The organism is Knoellia sp. B-D-2, from assembly GCF_057714695.1.
In genome coordinates this window covers 1204095-1220412 of sequence record NZ_CM173189.1, presented here as the reverse complement: position 1 = coordinate 1220412, position 16318 = coordinate 1204095, and the positions used below count along the sequence as shown (strand labels likewise).

Below are 16318 nucleotides of genomic sequence, written 5' to 3'. Positions count from 1 at the left end.
GCTCGCGCGGGGGACGCCGAAGGCGCCGCCCCCAGGGGGAGCGGCGCCTCTCGTGAGCGTCAGCGCGTGAGGGGGTCTCCCGCTCAGGCCTTGACGCCGAGGCGGGCCTTGAGGCCGTCGAGCTCGACCCGCAGGGCGGTCGGGAGGTTGTCGCCGAACTTGGCGAACCACTCCTCGATCTGCGGGATCTCGGCCTTCCACTCCTCGGGGTCGACCGCGAGTGCCTTGGCGAGCTCGGCCGGGTCCATGTCGAGGCCGTCGGTGTCGATCGACTCCGGGGTGGGGACGTGGCCGATCGGGGTCTCGACCGCGGCGGCCTTGCCCTCGATCCGCTCGATCGCCCACTTGAGGACGCGGCTGTTCTCGCCGAACCCGGGCCACACGAAGTTGCCCTCCTCGTCGCGACGGAACCAGTTGACGTAGAAGATCTTCGGCAGCTTGGAGGCGTCGGCGTCCTTGCCGAGGTTGATCCAGTGCTGGAAGTAGTCGCCGGCGTTGTAGCCGATGAACGGCAGCATCGCCATCGGGTCACGACGGACGACGCCGACCTGACCGGTGGCCGCCGCGGTCGTCTCGGACGACAGGGTCGCGGCCATGAAGGTGCCGTGCGTCCAGTCGCGGGACTCGGTGACGAGGGGAACGGTGGTCTTGCGTCGGCCGCCGAAGAAGATCGCGGAGATCGGGACACCGTTGGGGTCGTCGTACTCGGGGGCGAGGATGTCGCACTGCTTGATCGGGGTGCAGTAGCGGCTGTTGGCGTGGGAGGACAGGACACCGCGCTCGCCGTCGGCGGGCGTCCAGGGCTCGCCCTTCCATGACGTGGCACGTTCCGGAGTGTTCTCCAGCCCCTCCCACCAGATGTCGCCGTCCTCGGTGAGCGCCACGTTGGTGAAGACCGAGTTGCCCTTGTTGATCGTCGACATCGCGTTGGGGTTGGTGTGCTCGTTGGTGCCGGGGGCGACGCCGAAGAAGCCGAACTCCGGGTTCACGGCATACAGACGACCGTCCTTGCCGAAGCGCATCCAGGCGATGTCGTCACCGAGGGTCTCGACCTTCCAGCCCGGGATGGTCGGCTTGAGCATCGCGAGGTTGGTCTTTCCGCAGGCGCTCGGGAAGCCGGCCGCGATATAGTAGACCTGCTGCTCCGGGGAGGTGAGCTTGAGGATGAGCATGTGCTCGGCCATCCAGCCCTCGTCGCGCGCCATCACCGAGGCGATGCGCAGTGAGTAGCACTTCTTGCCGAGCAGGGCGTTGCCGCCGTAGCCGGAGCCGTAGGACCAGATCATGCGCTCCTCGGGGAACTGCACGATGTACTTCTCGGTGTTGCAGGGCCACTTCACGTCCTGCTGGCCCGGCGCGAGGGGGGCTCCGACGGAGTGGAGGGCGGGGACGTAGCGGGCCTCGTCGCCGAGCTCCTCGATCCGGCGCAGGACCTCGGTGCCACAGCGGGCCATGACGCTCATCGAGACGGTGACGTACTCGGAGTCGGTGATCTCGACGCCGAACATCGGGTTCTCGGACTCGACATGGCCCATGACGAACGGGATGACGTACATGGTGCGGCCCGCCATGCAGCCGGCGTAGAGCCCGCGCATGAGGTCCTTCATCTCGTTCGGGTCCATCCAGTTGTTCGTGGGACCGGCGTCCTTCTCGTCGAGCGAGCAGATGAAGGTGCGGTCCTCGACGCGCGCGACGTCGCTCGGGTCGGAGGCGGCATAGAAGCTGTTCGGCTTCTTGCTCTCGTCGAGCTTGACGAAGGTCCCGGCGGCGACGAGCTTCTCGGTGAGCCGGGTCCACTCCTCGTCGGACCCGGTCACCCACACGACCTCGTCGGGGGTGGTCATCGCGGCGACCTCGTCGACCCAAGCCTGGAGGCCTGCGTGCGTGGTGCCCTGAACGGGTGCAGCGGGGGCGGTCATGGTCTCCGTTGTCCTTCCGGTTCCGGGCTGGCGCCCGGCTGTGACCCGGCCAAATGCCGGAGCCACCTCGGAGGTGATCCGACGACTGACCTGCTGGATGATCCACCGTACCCGCATCGTGAGACGGATCTGGTCACGACGAGGGAACCGTGGTTCGGGGGCTCGAGGAGCCCGTTGACCCCACCGTAGGAGGTGACCGAGGGGTACATCTCTGCGGAAGCCTTTCCGCATCTATGAGGTCGCTCACACGCACGGATCGGGCCGGGTCCGGGGCCCCGGGAGGACGTCCCGAGAGCGGATTTCTCGTGCGACCCGGTGCTCGGGTACGCTTGCCGATCGTTGCGCCCACGGGTGTGACAGGCGCCCGTAGCTCAACGGATAGAGCATCTGACTACGGATCAGAAGGTTAGGGGTTCGAATCCCTTCGGGCGCACTCTGTGTTGAGACAGACGACGGGCCCCCGGCCAGCGGAAACGCTGTCGGGGGCTTACTCGTGCCCGGCATCCGGATGGCCCCGGATGAGGGCGTGGGCCCCAAAATGGGCCCCAAAATTCGCGCCGGAGTGCTCGGGTCGCGTGGGGTGACACTGAGGTCGTGAGCACAACGAATCGGGTCGGGACTGACCACACGACCCACTCCTCGCGGCTTTCGGGGTCATGGACACCGCACCTCACACCCAGGCCACCCTCCTGCTCAACCTCAACGAGGTCGCGACCCCGCTGCGCTGGACGCGCCGCAGCGTGGAGCGCCAGATCTCGGATCGCCGGCTGCGCGCGGTTCACCTCGGTCGCTCCGTACGGGTCGAGCGCGCCGAGCTCGACCGGTTCGTCGCTTCCATGCGTGATCCCGATGCGGGGTAGGCCAGATGCGCGGTAGGCCCCGAGCCAGCACCGCTGACACCGCCGCGACGAAGTACCGCGGCGCCGACGGCCGGTGGCACGCCAGGGTCACCGTCGGGCGCCGTCTCGACGGGGAGCGGGACCGCCGCCACCTCAGTCGGGCGACCAAGCGCGAACTCGACGCCGCCGTGCGAGAGCTGGAGAACTCACGCGAGAGCGGCCAGCAGCCCTGGCTCCTCGACAACATCACCGTCGAGCAGTGGCTCGAGCACTGGCTCGAGGAGATCCTGCCGTTGTCGGTGCGGTGGAAGACCCGCTCCGGGTACGCCAGCCACCTGCGCGTCCACGTCATCCCGTCCATCGGACCCGCGCGGCTGACCGAGCTGCGGCCCGAGACCCTCGAGCGCCTCTACCGCCAGCTGATCGACGACGGCCGCTCGACCCACGTCGTACACGGCGTTCACCGAGTCCTGCGCTCCAGCCTCAACGAGGCGGTCCGGCGCCAGCGTCTGGTCACCAATCCTGCAGCCCTGGCACGCCCACCGCGGGTGGATAGAACCGAGATCGAACCGCTGACCGTGGACGAGTGCCGAGCCATCCTGCGGGCGTCGCGGGGACGGCTGAACGGGACCCGCTGGTCGGTTGCGCTGTCCCTGGGGCTGCGCCAAGGGGAGGCGCTCGGCTTGATGTGGGACGACGTCGACCTCGACACCGGCGTCCTGCGGGTGCGACGTGCCGTGCAGCGGCGCACGTGGAGCCACGGCTGCAGCCCGCGACGGCGGGCGGAGCCGGCGTGTGGCCACACCCGCGGCTCGGAGTGCCCGCAGCGACGCGACGGGGGACTGGTGCTGGTCGAGCCCAAGACCCGATCGTCCCGGCGCTCGGTGGCCCTACCGCCGCCGCTCGTGGCCGAGCTGCGCGCCCACCGGGCGGTGCAGCTGCGGCTCAAGCTGGAGCGGGCCAACGTCTGGGACCACACCCACGACCTCGTCTTCTGCACCGACTGGGGCGCGCTCATCGACCCGCATGCCGACTACCGCGACTGGAAGCAGATCCTGCGCGACGCCGAGGTGCGCGAGGTGCGCCTGCACGACGCCCGACACACCGCGGCCACCCTGCTGCTGCTGCAGGGCGTCGACATCCGCACCGTCATGGCGATCATGGGCTGGACCGAGCTGGCCACCGCGCAGCGCTACGTCCACGCCGTCGACGAGCTCCGGCATGAGGCGGCCCGGCGGATGGGTGGGGCACTGTGGGGCGCCGCCTCTGCGGAACCAGCGGGGAGTCGCCAGCCGCCTGGCTGACACATTGCGGGCTCGTCAACGGCGCTGGATCCGTCGCTCAAGGGCGTCGATCAGCGCGTTGGCCGCCGGGATCAGCACCGGCAGGTCGCGGTCGTAGACCCGTCCCGTGTCCAGCCCGACGGCGAGCTCCTCCAGCAGCCGCGCCCACTCGTGGGCACTCGCGGGATGGACGGCTACGGGCACCGTCGTCCGGTGGTGCTGGACCACGGTCTCGGTCCGTACCGTCTCCACGACGCGGTCCACCACGGTCACGGCCGCACGCCCGGACGCGGCAGCGCGCGTCTGCTCCCACGCCCGGTGCCGACACGTCCCCGAGCACCATTTCGGCAAGCGACCGCGGGCCGGGACGGCCACCTCCGCCCCGCACCACCCGCACACGACGACCTGGCCCGGTGCTCGTGGGGCGGGCCGCGCCCGCGTCGTCGCGGGGGGCGCGGACACCTCGGCTCGCTCCGCCGACTCAGGGTTCTTCACGACGTCCCTTCTGGCCTGTGGGTGCGGATTTCTTCGTCACAACGATATAGCCGGACCCCGGAGTGCATGAGGTGTGTGGGCCATGAGATCTCGGACTTCTAGGTGGGGACGTACGTGCAGGTGCGAGCGCACGGCGATGCACGGTCGGGTAGGCCGAGCGCTCGTGAATCGGTGCGCAGGAGCGAGGCAGCGGGCGTGCTCGGTGTAGTCGAGATGATGAGGATGACCGTCCGGCTGGCCAGATCAGGGCTGGTGGGCCCGGATCGGGCTGTAACCCTGCGCGGCGAGCCAAGAGCGGGCGCGGCCGCGCAGCCGATCATCGCTGAGGGTGTACCACCGATCGGCGGCGGCCGGGTCGGCGGCGATGACGTCGTTGAAGCGGCGAAACGCGCCGCGCCCAGCAACCGCAATGGTCAGACGGTCGGCCAGTGCGGGGTCCTCGACAGTGCCGATGAACAGTTCCATGTCGCGGTGCCCTGCACGTGAGCCCTGCGGGTCCACCCACAACCAGCTCGAGTCGTCCTCGTCGTCATCTTCTTCCTCGTCGTCATCGAAGTCGTCGACGACGGACTGTGGCCATACCTCTCCGGTCCGCAGATCAAGCCGGCCGCCTCCGTGTACCGGGTCGCCCTCCAAAACCGAGGCCAGCTCGTCCAGGTCCACCGGCACGGGCCGAAGCATCGGCGTCGGGCCGTCGTTGCCCGCTGACGCCAGCGCGGCAGCAAGTTCGGCATCGCCCTCCCAGCCGCGTTCCTCCAGCATGGCAATGCACTGCCGCGCCAACACCCACGCGTCGGTCGCATCGCTAGCGACCACGACGAGGATGGCGTCGCCGACCAGTTGCAGCGCATCCTTGGGCGACGGGCTCGACGTCAACAGCTCCACCAGGACCGGAGAGTCTGCGCGAGCAGTGGCACCCCGCAGCTGCGTGCGGTACTCCCGAAGCGACACCCCGCCATTCTGCTACCACCCACGCGTCAACAAGTGGCTGTGCCCCCGAAGTCGGCTGTCACGGCGGAATGCCGATGAAGGCCGCGGCGAATGCGAGAGTCAGCAGCCTCGAGCCGCGCGGCACTGTCCGCGGCATGTCCGGACGACCTCGAACAGCCGAACCGGAGACATGCCGAATCAACCTCCCGAGTCACGATGATCATGACGACGATGACGAGGATGAAGAAGAAGAGGAACAACAGGAGCGGCGTCGACGATCCCTCATCGCTCGTCGACACTTTTGCAGGCGGGGCACGTCATCGTGACTTCCCTTGGGACTTCCAGACCCGGTCAGCCACGGAGCAGACCGAGGCGACAGCGGTTGGCGCGCCGGCGCAGTAGTTACCCGAATACCCTCATAGACGGTCTAAACTACATAAGCGGCTGCCGCATTATCTAGTTTAGACCGTCTGTGAGGGCTTCTGATGCACTCGTTCGTCGACCTTGACCGAGTCCTCGGCGCTGTGCCAGCGCCCTTGGTCATGACGTTACGCGACATCGACCGAGGCCAAGGCAGCGAGGGGCTGTACCTCAATCAGGTACCCGACCTACTTACCGAGCTGGCCAACCGCGCTCGGGTCGCGAGCATCACTGCGTCGTCTGCCCTCGAGGGCGTCGTCGTCAAGAACCGCAGCCGTGCGGCCGCCATCATCGCCAACAAACCCATCGAGCTGCGCACCCGCAGCGAACAAGAGCTCGCCGGCTACCGTGCTGCCCTCGATTACCTCTTCGCCGACGACTGGCGCCCCCTGAACGTCGGCCTGCTCCTTCACCTGCATCGGCTGCTGTTCGCGGATACCAAGGCCACCAACGGAACCTTCAAGCAGAGCGACAACCTTGTCGTCGACCGGTCTCCCGACGGAATCCAGACCGTCCGATTCAGACCCGTCCCTGCCGCTCGCACCGAGTACTACGCCGCCGACCTCATCGACCGCTACGCCGAAGCCCTCAAGGCAAACCAGCACCACCCCGTGCTCCTCGTCGGCCTGTTCGTCTTGGATCTGCTCATCATCCACCCGTTCGACGACGGCAATGGTCGCGTGGCACGCGCGCTGACGAACGCCCTCCTCGCCGAGGCCGGGTATGGGGTCGGCCGCTACGTGTCGCTCGAACAGCTCATTGCCGAATCTGCCGACGACTACTACCAGGCGTTGCTTGACTCAACCCACGACTGGAACGACCACGCCAACGACCCGTGGCCCTGGCTGGCGTACTTCAGCAAACTCCTGGCTCGCGGCTACGCGCGGTTCGCTGAGGGTGTCGCCGCCGATAGGTCTGGAAGCACGAAATCGGAACGCGTCCGTGAGCACGTCTTGAGGCACGGTGCTCCCGTTTTTGCGATCTCCGATGTCAGAGCCGCGCTACCCGGAATCAGCGATCCCACCATCCGACTCGTCCTCAATGAGCTGAGGGACGAAGGGCTTCTCAAGCCACAGGGCACAGGACGCTCGGCCGTGTGGTTGCGTGTGACCAAGTAAGCCACTCGCCACACGCCTTGCGGCATGTGGGGTAATCGGGGCCGCTTGGGTCGGCCTCAGAGCGTGCCTATCGGCGTCCTGAAATCGTCCTTCGGACAGGTCCAGATCGCGCCGCTGTCCTCGTCTACGACGGGTACCCCGTCCTTCATGCTCCAACTCATCCGACGATCTAGGACGCGCAGGGCATGGCCGCGCGGATGAACGGGACAGGACGGCCAGGTCGCGTCCTGCCCCCGTTCCCACAACAGCATCTGGGCCAGATCCTGCACGCCAGCCGCGATCGTCATCACCAAGTCGTTGTCGTCGCCGTGCCCGGGCGTCTGATGGTCTTCTGCCGGAAAGGGGTGCAAGGCCATGGAGTCAGCCCCCTCCTCTAGCAATCGGAACGTCTCCCACACCGGCCGGCGCGGCAGCGCGCCGGCCTCATGGACCGCGTAGCCAACCCCGGCGCGGCTGTCTTGCCAAGGTGAGACCTGGAGGTGAAGGCGGGTGGTCACCGCAACGTCCCGCAGCGCCGGTGCAGAGCACTCTTCAAGGCGCACATCCTGTGACACGTCTTGATCCTTTCACCGCTGGAGCGTCAGGAGCCACATCCTCCTTCGCCGAGTGCGGCATGTCCGGACGTTCGGGACTGCCACTATTTGACGCCCATGCCTTGCCAAACCTCGCAGGACTCGCGTTCTTGCCGCTACTACCGGCTGTACTGCACCGACGGATCGCGGCACGTCCGCACCGATGACGAACTGCGCCGGCTGCGGAACCCTGTCGATGGCCGCCCGTCGCCGTACGTCATCTGCAACAACCCTCCCCGCGTCGGCGACGCCGAGCGGTTCCTCGACCGGCTCCGCGACCACACCTGATGGGTTGAGTTCCACTCTCCTTTTGCGGATGGCCGAGATCAGTACGGACCGGGCCGCCCCAGCCGCAGTCGGTACAGCCCCTCGCGGGCGGTGATGTACAACATGCGGCCGTCTGCGCCGCCGAAGGCGCAGTTGGCGGGAACCTGCGGCACGGCGATGACGCCCCACGGTTTGCCGTCAGGTGCGAAGACGGCGATTCCGTTCTCGGCGGCGACGAACAGGTTCCCGTCGAGGTCGACCGCCAGGCCGTCTGGGCTGACTGCCTCCACGAACGTGCGAGCCTCGGACAGGGAGCCGTCAGTGGCGACGTCGAAGCTCCAGACCCGGTCGCCCGTGTAGTCCGAGACGTAGAGCAGACGCTCGTCGGGGGAGAGGGCGACGCCGTTGGGTGCCTCTTCGATGGTGCCGCGCCGTTCGGCGGTGAGCTCACCGTCGGGAGCGATCCGGAAGATCCCCCTGAAGTCGAGCTCGGCATCAGCAACGGCGTCATCGCCGAACGTTGGATCGGTGAAGTAGATGGTGCCATCGGAACGGACGACGATGTCGTTGGGTTGATTGAGCCGATGTCCTTGGAATCGCTGTGCGATGGGCGTCACCGTGCCATCGCTCTCGGTGCGGGTCACTCGACGCGATTCGGCTTCGGCGGCCAGCAGCCGCCCTTGCCGGTCGACAGCGAGACCGTTGGCCCCGTTGCTCGGGCTCCGGAACGTCGTGACGCTGTCGTCCGCGGCGACCTCGAAGATCTTGTTGTCGTCGGTGAAGCGCAACACCCCGGCGTCCGACATCCACTGGGGCCCTTCGGTGAACCCGTAGCCGTCGCTGACCAGCTCCACCTCGCCGCGACCCGCCAGTGGGCCCGGTGCGGCAGCGTTGCTGCTCGCGCCCACTTCCGGCGCGCTGCCGCCGCACGCGCTCACCAGCACACAGAGGCCCAGGATCACTGGTATCGGGATTCTCAGCACGGTGAAGTGGGTGTGCCTTGCGACCCCTCTGGGAGCCATCCGGTGGCGGTGTCCCCGTTGCGGGTGAGAGGTGCTGCTGATGACATGGGTACGAAGAGCGGACATGACCTGACCTCTTGATCGAGGTGACGCCACCCGGGCGGATGGCTTCCTCGGTTGTGACATGGGTCGGTCCTATGGTCGTGTCGCCCGGGTATCACGGCGGTATCGCGCCCCTTGACGGGCCGTCTCGGCAGGTCGACATTCGAGGCGTGGGTATCGCCGTGCTTGGTCCGCTCGAGCTCGACGGGACGACCTCGACCATGGGCCTGCGCGACCGCGTGGTGCTCGAGGCGTTGGCGGTCCGGCCGGGCGCGGTGGTGCGCGCCGAGTCACTCGCCGAGGCGATCTGGGGCGAGACGCCACCAACGTCATGGCCGAAGGTCGTGCAGGGCTGCGTCTCGCGGCTTCGCAAGGTTCTCGGCAACAACGTCATCGAGACTGCGGAGCACGGCTACCGGTTGCGCGTGCACGTCGACCATCTTGACCACCTGCGGTTTGAGCGGCTCGTCGGCCGCGCCCGCGAGCTGCTCGAGCTCGGCGAGCCAGAGCGGGCCGCCTACCTCCTGCGCGAAGCCCTCGGCCTGTGGCGGGGCGAGCCCTTCACCGAGCTCAACGGGTGGGCCCCAGGGCAGATCGAGCTCGAACGCCTCGTCGAGCTGCACCGTGACGCCGAGGAGCTGCACGTCGAGGCGATGCTGCGCTCGGGCCGCCACGGCGACGCGCTCGCCCCCGCGGTGCGGCTGCTGCACGACGCCCCGTTCCGCGAGCGCCGCTGGGGTCTGTTGGCGCTGGCCCAGTACCAGGGCGGCCGCCAGCGCGAGTCGCTCGACACCCTGCATCAGGCCCGCACCGTTATGGTCAACGAGCTCGGCCTCGACCCTGGCTCCGACCTCATGGCGCTCGAGCAGGCCATCCTGCGCCAGGATCCGTCTGTCGAGGTGCAAGCCGCCCTGCCGGAGCCGAACCCCGTCTGTCCGTACCCCGGGCTCGTGGCCTACGACATCCAAGATGCCGGGTCGTTCTTCGGGCGGGAGTCGGATATCGAGGCGTGCCTGGCCCACCTCGACGCCGGCAGTGCTCTGGCCATCGTCGGGGCGTCGGGGAGCGGGAAGTCGTCGCTGGCCAGGGCGGGCGTCGCGGCCACCCTGGAGCGGGACGGGCGCCGGGTGCGGGTCATGACGCCGGGACGGCATCCGTTGGACGTCCTGGGCGGCCTGCCCCAGCGCAGGGGTGACGTGCTCGTCGTCGACCAGTGCGAGGAGGTGCTGGCGCCCGAGGTGGACCCGGACGAGCGCACGGCCTTCCTCGCGGCGCTCGCCGACATCGCCAGCAGGGGGCCGCTGGTCCTTACCCTGCGGGCCGACCGACTGGGTGAGGTCTCGCGGTACGCGGGCTTCGCGCACCTGGTCGAACGAGGGCTGCACCTCCTCGGGCCGATGGAAGCCGACGCACTCAGGCGGGCTATCGAGGGACCCGCCGTGCAGGCGGGGCTACGGCTGGAGCCGGGACTGGTGGACCTGCTCGTCCGCGAGGTAGGAGGAGCCCCCGGGGCGCTACCCCTGCTGTCCCACGTCCTGCGCCAGACGTGGGCCCGGCGCGAGGGGAACACCCTGACGGTGTCTGGCTACACGGCTACCGGCGGCATCCAGGAGGCGGTGTCCCAGTCGGCCGAGACGGTGTTCAGGGGGATGACGGGCCGCCAGCAAGGCATGCTGCGTGACCTGATGTTGCGCTTGGTCGTGCCCAGCGACTCGGGCGACCCGGTGCGCACCCGGGCTCCGCGACGGTCGGTGGCCGCCGACGAGGAGCGCGAGGCGGTGATCGAGAGCCTCGTGGGTGCGCGGCTGCTCAGCAGCGATGGCGACAGCGTCGAGATCGCCCACGAGGCGCTCGCCGTCGCATGGCCGCGCCTGCGGTCCTGGCTCGACGACGACGTGGAGGGCCTGCGGATCATGCGGCACCTCGCGGTGGCGGCCGACAGCTGGGAGGAGCTCGGGCGACCGCCCGGCGAGCTGTACCGGGGGCCTAGGAAAGCCAACGCGCAGCAGTGGCGCACCCGAAGCGCCCCCACCCTCACCCCATCGGAACGCGACTTCCTCGACGCGTCTGCGGCGCTCGCCGAGGCCGAGGCGCGCGCCACCGAGGAACAGGTGAGCCTGGAACGTCGCTCCAACCGGCGGCTGCGGTGGGGGCTGACCTCAGTGGCGGCCCTGCTGGCCGTGGCGCTCGTGGCCGGCTTTGTGGCGGTGACCTCGGCGCAGCGCGCCGACCAGGAGGCCGCGTCTGCCGAGCAGCAGGCCAAGGCTGCGGACGCTCGGCGGTTGGGGGCCGAAGCCCTGCGCAGCATCGAGCTCGACCGAGCGCTCCTCCTCGCCGTGGCGGGGACCGCGCTCGACGACACCCCCGACACCAGGAGCAACCTCAGCGCGGTTATGGGCCGCACCCTGCAGCTGCTCGACTCGACCCGCAGCGACTCGACCATCTCCCTCTCCATCAGTCCGGACGGGCGCACCCTTGCCACGGCCGGCATGCTCAGCGGGGTCCACCTCCTTGACGCCGGCAACCTGGAAGAGAAGGCGACCAACGGCAGTGTGCCCATCCGAAAAGTGCAGTTCAGCCCGGACGGCACGAAGCTTTTCGCCTCCGTCAACCCCTTCTCGCCCACCGGTCTGCGCCGGGTGGACCCCGCCCCCCTCCGTGTCCTCGACCCGCTCACCGCCGAGCTCGCCGACACCCAGCTCGGCGGCATGCCCGAGGGACTGACCCTGAGCGAGGCGTTCTCCATCAGCACCGACGGCCGGTGGCTAGGCGCGGCATTCCTCCACCCCAAGTACCTCGACAACGCGAGCCACGTCCGAGTCTGGGACATGCATGACATGTCCGCACCGGTCGCCTCGTTCACCGTCCCCTACCTCGCGTCCCAGCTCGTCGTCAGCCCGGACGGGACCAGGGTCTTTGTCACGGGCGGCGGTGAGGTGCACGCTCTGGACGTGCGCAAAGGCCGAGAGGTCGAGTCGGCGCCCGTCACCGACGAGCTCCTGCTGGCCCTCACGCCCGACGGCAAGAAGCTGGCCGTGCTTCGGGACCCGAACGTGGCCCTGCTGGACCCGCAGACTCTGTCGGTGACGTCCGTCCTCGCGAACGAGGGCCACGTGTCCGGCGACTTCGTGGTCTCGGCGGACGGAAACATGATCGCGTACGCCGTGGACGACACCCTGCTGGTCCGCCCCCTGGCCGACCCCGAGAGTGCTGGCACGCTGTTTCCCACCGGCAACCGCGTCGAGCCGGAGGGCATCGCCTTCGCCAAGGACATGCGCACCGTCTACGAAGCGAGGGGTGACGGACTGACCCTGGCCTTGGACGCCGTCGGCGACCGCCAGCTGGTCCGCCCGATGGCACTGCAGCCCCGGCCGGGCAACGCCCATATTCAGTGGGCCCGAATCTCGCCAGACCGGCGCACCGTGGCCACCCTGCTCGAACGGCAGGGGTCGGTGGCCATACTCGACGGACAGGGGTCGTTCGCCGTCCAGTTCCTCGACGTGGCGTCGGGGACGTGGACGAAACCCAGCGACTTCTTCCCCAACTCGAACTTGAGATGGGACATCGCCTGGGACCGCGCAGGGCGCCAGTTCGCGACCGCCTGGGGCGGCCAATCAGTCCGGGTGTGGGATCCCCGCACTGCACGGCTGGTGGCCGAGTACCGGGTGCCAGAGGACCACGGGGTCACGACCACGACGGGCTTTAGCGGCGACGGTTCGCGCATCGTCGTGGGCACGGACGAAGGATGGCTCCACACGTTCAGCACGTCATCGGGGCGGTCCGAGGGTAGACCCGTCCACGTCGGGCCGGAAATGCTGGAGCACCAAGGGTTCCCGGTCCTCAACATGGACGTCGACACCGACGGGGCCCGTGTGCTCGCCTCAGTGGGCGGCGCCCTCCACCTCGTGGACCTGACCGCCGGCACGGTAGTCAAGAGCAAGGACGACCTCGGCTTCATGGTCGAGTGGTTCGCCCGGTCCCCCGCCGATGGCACCGTCACCGTGGGCGGGTTCAACTGCATCTCCAAGTGTTCAAATTCGGTGAATCGCGTCCTGTCGGACAACAAACAGGTGGCGACCATCGACCCAGTGACACTCGAGGTGCGGTCGGGTCCGACGAAGGCCGACGCCTTCGCGAACCTCGGGTTCTCCCGGGACGGAGCCCGCCTGATCGCCTCGGAGGCGCAGATAGTGAGCATCACGGCCACCCAAGGGGGCGAATCGCTCGGGTCGCTCCGCCTCGGGGATGACGGAATCGGCGGCGCGTTTTTCGGCGGCGCTGCTTTCACCGCGGATGAGAAGCGCGTGCTCATCGTCTCGGAGGAGGGAGGGCTCTACGTCTGGGACTACTCCCCGGCCGCAGCTACCCGGGCCGCCTGTCAGGCGGCCGGTCGAGACCTGACGAAGGAGGAGTGGCAGACCTACCTACCCAAGCGCGAGCCGTTCGAGGTCTGCCCGCACTGACGCGGAGCCGGATCCCGTCCACCCGAGGTGGCTGGACGGCATCCGCCTCGTGACGTGTGCAAGAAGGCAGGGTGATCATCGGTAACGGTGAGGCGTCCTGGGCGATGCCCACGGAAGGCTTGTCGTTGTTCACCGCAGGGCTGTCCCGCAAGGTGCAGATGACCGACATGCGCTGGCACGCCTGCGGCGTGACCTGAATTGCGTGAGCCCTTCTGGTCGATGGGTGGCCGATGGCTACGGCGGTCCGCAGGGACTATTGGAGGTCTTGTCGACGGCGGAGTGATGAGTTCACGACTTTGGAACCGTGCTAGGTCGAAAATGAATGGGTCGGTGTCCCCGGTCGCATCACGAGCAGGTCTGGCGACTGTCCGTCGGTCGCGGCTGAGGCCAGGCACGTCGCTCGAGATCGGTGGCGGCTGAAGATGGCGGGCTGGCTCCGGAAGGGCGCCAGTGGCCGACAGCCGCGCCGGGCCTCGGGGTAGGCGCCTCACAGCGCCGACCAAGGCCTCAACACAAGGGACAACCCCCCAGCCAAATGCGCGACTGCGCTCCGAGCCCAACGACTGGGAAGTTGCCCCGCAAGACGGCCGGTTGACAACAGAAGAGAGCCGAAGTGACGCTGCTTGAGCGCCTGCGCAACGTCCGGAACTCGGCATGTGCGTGAAACCAGGCGGTGCATGGACACCTTCTGGATTGTGTATAGCACTTGCTATAATGGGGCATGGACGCGAGGTTGGCAGAGGTGGCTCGAGAGAGTGATGCCGCCGTGCGCCGTGCCAGGGAGGCGCTGGTGCGGGCAGTGCGCAACGCTGCCGCGGCGGGCATGACTCAGGCGCAGATCGCCGAGCAGATCGGTCGGAGCCAGCCCGAGGTGTCGCGCTTGTTGCGGTTCCACGGAACGACCCCCTTGGCCCGAAGGCTGCGGACCGCGCGGTCCGAGATTCTGCGGTTGGTCAGTGACGCTGGCGGCGAACAGGTTCGGGTGTTCGGCTCGGTGGCTCGGGGCGACGATGACGGAGGATCGGACATCGACTTGATGTTCGTGATGCGCCGCCCGCTGAGCTTGATGGAGCTGGGTCGGCTCGAGGACGAGGTGTCTGCTGTGGTCGGGGTGCCTGTTGACCTGGTGCCGGAGAGCTCGCTTCGCCCTGGCTTGCGTGACCGGGCTCGTGACGAGGCGGTGCTCCTGTGAGGCGCCGGCAGCCGAAGTTGGTGCTTGAAGAGGCGTTGGCTCACTTCGAGGTCGTGGCCGAATACGGCTCGGGCGACCTGGCCGACCAGAAGACGGTCGACGCGATCTGCATGCGGCTCTCGGCGGGGATCGAGGCGCTGTCGGCGCTCAGCGCGGCCGACCGCAAGGCGCTGTCCGGTGATGTCTGGAACCAGATGTGGGGGATGCGGAACCGGATCGCGCACGGCTACCTGCTGGTCGAGCCGGCCATCGTGCGCAGCACAGTCGATCGAGACCTGCCGATGATGATCGAGGTGGTCGAGCTGCCATCCATCGGCTCTCGTGAAGCTCCGAGGACCGTCCGACGCGGCCGCCTCGCGTGGGCCCCAAAATGGGCCCCAAAATTCGGTTTCGGTATCGGTCCCGTAACGATGCGCCAGAGGCCGAACTGAGCCGCCACAGGCCACCTGACCTGCGGAAACGCGGTCCTGTGCGTCGCGACGTGGCAGCAGGATTCGGGTCGATTAGGGGCCCTCGCGTGCCTGCGGATCAGAAGGTTAGGGGTTCGAATCCCTTCGGGCGCACTCTGTGTTGAGACAGACGACGGGCCCCCGACCAGCGGAAACGCTGTCGGGGGCTGACTCGTTCAGCCAGGACCGCCGGATCTTCTGGTGGCCGTGCTGATCCTCGTCGTCCGAACATGGAGCTCGTCTTCATTGTGAGCAACGAATGGGTGTGCAGTTCAGCTGATCCGCAACCCGCTTGCTCATGTACTGGACACCACTGCTCAGCCGCGGAACACTCGGGCATCTCGTCATGCTGGCACTCGTCGGAAGTGAGCAACCCATGTGGTGGTGGATCTTGGCCGGTGTCATCGTGTTTGTCGTCCCGATCGTCGTGCTGATGCGCCGTAGCTCTGGCCCAGGAGATTCGCACCACGTGCCCGACCAGGTGTATGGGACTGGGCCCAGCACGACGCCGAACCAGTGGGGCAACGGACAGAACTTCTAGCCGATGTTCCCGCGCGGAGAGCGGCAGAGTTGGACGTCACTCCGAATGGAGTGGTGTCGAGCCACAGTCCTTCTAGCATGTGGCCGTGGCCTACGACGCGTTCACTGAGAGCGTCCAACTGATTCAGTCCGGGCCCTCGCAGCCGGTGTCTCGGTTGAGCCGGCGCCGTCGGTTCGCTCCGATGGCAGTCGACATCGCAGGCGACGTGGCGGTCACCCTGTTCGCCCGGCGTGGGGTCGGCTGCGTCATGTCTGAGACGTGGGTCCTGAGCAAGCATGGCGCGAGCTGGCACCTGCTCGGCGGCGGCGGTGCTTCTGCCGAGGATGACCTGCTCGCCCCACGCCCCACCCGATTGCCGGCCGCTCTTGGCCCACCAGAGACAGCGGATACCGGGATCGACACCGGGCTCGTCGCGGTCGATGGCAGCGGCGGGGTCCATGACGGCCAGGGGGGAGTGGATCGGTGGCCGTGGAGCGGTCGGTGGATTCGCTACGTCGTCCTACGAACCAGCGCCGACGTGGAATCGCTCATTCTCGACGACCGTACGGTTGTGGTGCCTTGGCACGGCCGGGTCGTCCTCGCTTTGACCAAGCGAGGGTCACCTCGGGTGATCGTCAACGGCAAGCATGGGGCGGTTCTCGGCGAGGTGCGCCCCTTCGAACAGGGAAGGTGAACCCGTCGCCGCCGTCAGGAAAGGCAAGCTCGGACGCGGCATTTGCCTGATCTCGCCCTGGATCAGCGGGAGGCTCGCAGATTCTCGATGATG

At 68.1% G+C, this 16318-nt stretch carries 13 protein-coding genes and 1 tRNA gene; 9 read left to right on the top strand and 5 right to left on the bottom strand.

The window, feature by feature from the left end; genetic code table 11:
• Positions 1 to 83 precede the first annotated feature (83 nt).
• Entirely contained in the window at positions 84 to 1919 is a 1836-nt protein-coding gene (locus tag AC3EU2_RS05875; protein ID WP_488178780.1) for a phosphoenolpyruvate carboxykinase (GTP), read from the bottom strand.
• 360 nt (positions 1920 to 2279) lie between these two features.
• On the opposite strand from AC3EU2_RS05875, the gene AC3EU2_RS05870 reads away from it, so the two are divergent.
• The 3 genes from AC3EU2_RS05870 to AC3EU2_RS05860 all read left to right on the top strand — a co-directional run bounded on the left by AC3EU2_RS05870 (position 2280) and on the right by AC3EU2_RS05860 (position 4062).
• A tRNA-Arg gene (locus AC3EU2_RS05870) sits at positions 2280 to 2352 on the top strand.
• A 223-nt stretch (positions 2353 to 2575) separates the two neighbouring features.
• The gene (locus tag AC3EU2_RS05865; RefSeq protein ID WP_488178779.1) at positions 2576 to 2779 is read left to right on the top strand and encodes a helix-turn-helix domain-containing protein; all 204 of its coding nucleotides are present in this window, start codon (positions 2576 to 2578) and stop codon (positions 2777 to 2779) included.
• Positions 2780 to 2784: 5 nt separating this feature from the next.
• Positions 2785 to 4062: a tyrosine-type recombinase/integrase gene (locus AC3EU2_RS05860; RefSeq protein WP_488178778.1), complete on the top strand. Its 1278-nt coding sequence runs from the start codon at positions 2785 to 2787 to the stop codon at positions 4060 to 4062.
• Between the two features lie 15 nt (positions 4063 to 4077).
• Here the strand turns inward: AC3EU2_RS05860 and AC3EU2_RS05855 are convergent, their stop codons facing one another.
• On the bottom strand, positions 4078 to 4314 hold the full coding sequence (locus AC3EU2_RS05855; RefSeq protein ID WP_488178777.1) for a hypothetical protein: 237 nt from the start codon (positions 4312 to 4314) through the stop codon (positions 4078 to 4080).
• Between the two features lie 465 nt (positions 4315 to 4779).
• The gene (locus AC3EU2_RS05850) at positions 4780 to 5421 is read right to left on the bottom strand and encodes a UPF0158 family protein (RefSeq protein WP_488178776.1); all 642 of its coding nucleotides are present in this window, start codon (positions 5419 to 5421) and stop codon (positions 4780 to 4782) included.
• A 530-nt stretch (positions 5422 to 5951) separates the two neighbouring features.
• On the opposite strand from AC3EU2_RS05850, the gene AC3EU2_RS05845 reads away from it, so the two are divergent.
• Positions 5952 to 7004, top strand: coding sequence for a Fic family protein (locus AC3EU2_RS05845; RefSeq protein ID WP_488178775.1), 1053 nt, complete (start codon positions 5952 to 5954; stop codon positions 7002 to 7004).
• A gap of 56 nt (positions 7005 to 7060) precedes the next feature.
• Here AC3EU2_RS05845 and AC3EU2_RS05840 read toward each other — a convergent pair whose 3' ends face one another.
• Both AC3EU2_RS05840 and AC3EU2_RS05835 read right to left on the bottom strand, forming a co-directional pair.
• Positions 7061 to 7558: a hypothetical protein gene (locus AC3EU2_RS05840; RefSeq protein WP_488178774.1), complete on the bottom strand. Its 498-nt coding sequence runs from the start codon at positions 7556 to 7558 to the stop codon at positions 7061 to 7063.
• Positions 7559 to 7902: 344 nt separating this feature from the next.
• On the bottom strand, positions 7903 to 8826 hold the full coding sequence (locus AC3EU2_RS05835; protein WP_488178773.1) for an SMP-30/gluconolactonase/LRE family protein: 924 nt from the start codon (positions 8824 to 8826) through the stop codon (positions 7903 to 7905).
• Positions 8827 to 9077: 251 nt separating this feature from the next.
• Between AC3EU2_RS05835 and AC3EU2_RS05830 the strand changes: the two genes are divergently transcribed.
• The 5 genes from AC3EU2_RS05830 to AC3EU2_RS05810 all read left to right on the top strand — a co-directional run bounded on the left by AC3EU2_RS05830 (position 9078) and on the right by AC3EU2_RS05810 (position 16225).
• Positions 9078 to 13370 (top strand): nSTAND1 domain-containing NTPase, encoded by a 4293-nt coding sequence (locus AC3EU2_RS05830; RefSeq protein WP_488178772.1) that lies wholly within the window; start codon positions 9078 to 9080, stop codon positions 13368 to 13370.
• 71 nt (positions 13371 to 13441) lie between these two features.
• Positions 13442 to 13567 (top strand): hypothetical protein, encoded by a 126-nt coding sequence (locus AC3EU2_RS05825; protein WP_488178771.1) that lies wholly within the window; start codon positions 13442 to 13444, stop codon positions 13565 to 13567.
• Positions 13568 to 14091: 524 nt separating this feature from the next.
• Positions 14092 to 14562 carry a nucleotidyltransferase family protein gene (locus AC3EU2_RS05820; protein ID WP_488178770.1) on the top strand — a complete coding sequence of 157 codons (471 nt, stop codon included), beginning with the start codon at positions 14092 to 14094 and terminating at the stop codon, positions 14560 to 14562.
• Complete coding sequence (locus AC3EU2_RS05815; RefSeq protein ID WP_488178769.1) at positions 14559 to 14993, top strand: HepT-like ribonuclease domain-containing protein; 435 nt, start codon at positions 14559 to 14561, stop codon at positions 14991 to 14993. Before AC3EU2_RS05820 ends, AC3EU2_RS05815 begins: the two co-directional genes overlap by 4 nt.
• A gap of 644 nt (positions 14994 to 15637) precedes the next feature.
• Positions 15638 to 16225, top strand: a complete 588-nt coding sequence (locus AC3EU2_RS05810) for a hypothetical protein (protein ID WP_488178768.1) — start codon at positions 15638 to 15640, stop codon at positions 16223 to 16225.
• The last annotated feature ends 93 nt before the right edge of the window (positions 16226 to 16318 follow it).

What these genes read in the sequence shown, in the direction of transcription:
- AC3EU2_RS05875 (WP_488178780.1), bottom strand. Translation starts at nt 1,919, where the DNA reads ATGACCGCCCCCGCTGCACCCGTTCAGGGCACCACGCACGCAGGCCTC.
- AC3EU2_RS05865 (WP_488178779.1), top strand. Translation starts at nt 2,576, where the DNA reads ATGGACACCGCACCTCACACCCAGGCCACCCTCCTGCTCAACCTCAAC.
- AC3EU2_RS05860 (WP_488178778.1), top strand. Translation starts at nt 2,785, where the DNA reads ATGCGCGGTAGGCCCCGAGCCAGCACCGCTGACACCGCCGCGACGAAG.
- AC3EU2_RS05845 (WP_488178775.1), top strand. Translation starts at nt 5,952, where the DNA reads ATGCACTCGTTCGTCGACCTTGACCGAGTCCTCGGCGCTGTGCCAGCG.
- AC3EU2_RS05820 (WP_488178770.1), top strand. Translation starts at nt 14,092, where the DNA reads ATGGACGCGAGGTTGGCAGAGGTGGCTCGAGAGAGTGATGCCGCCGTG.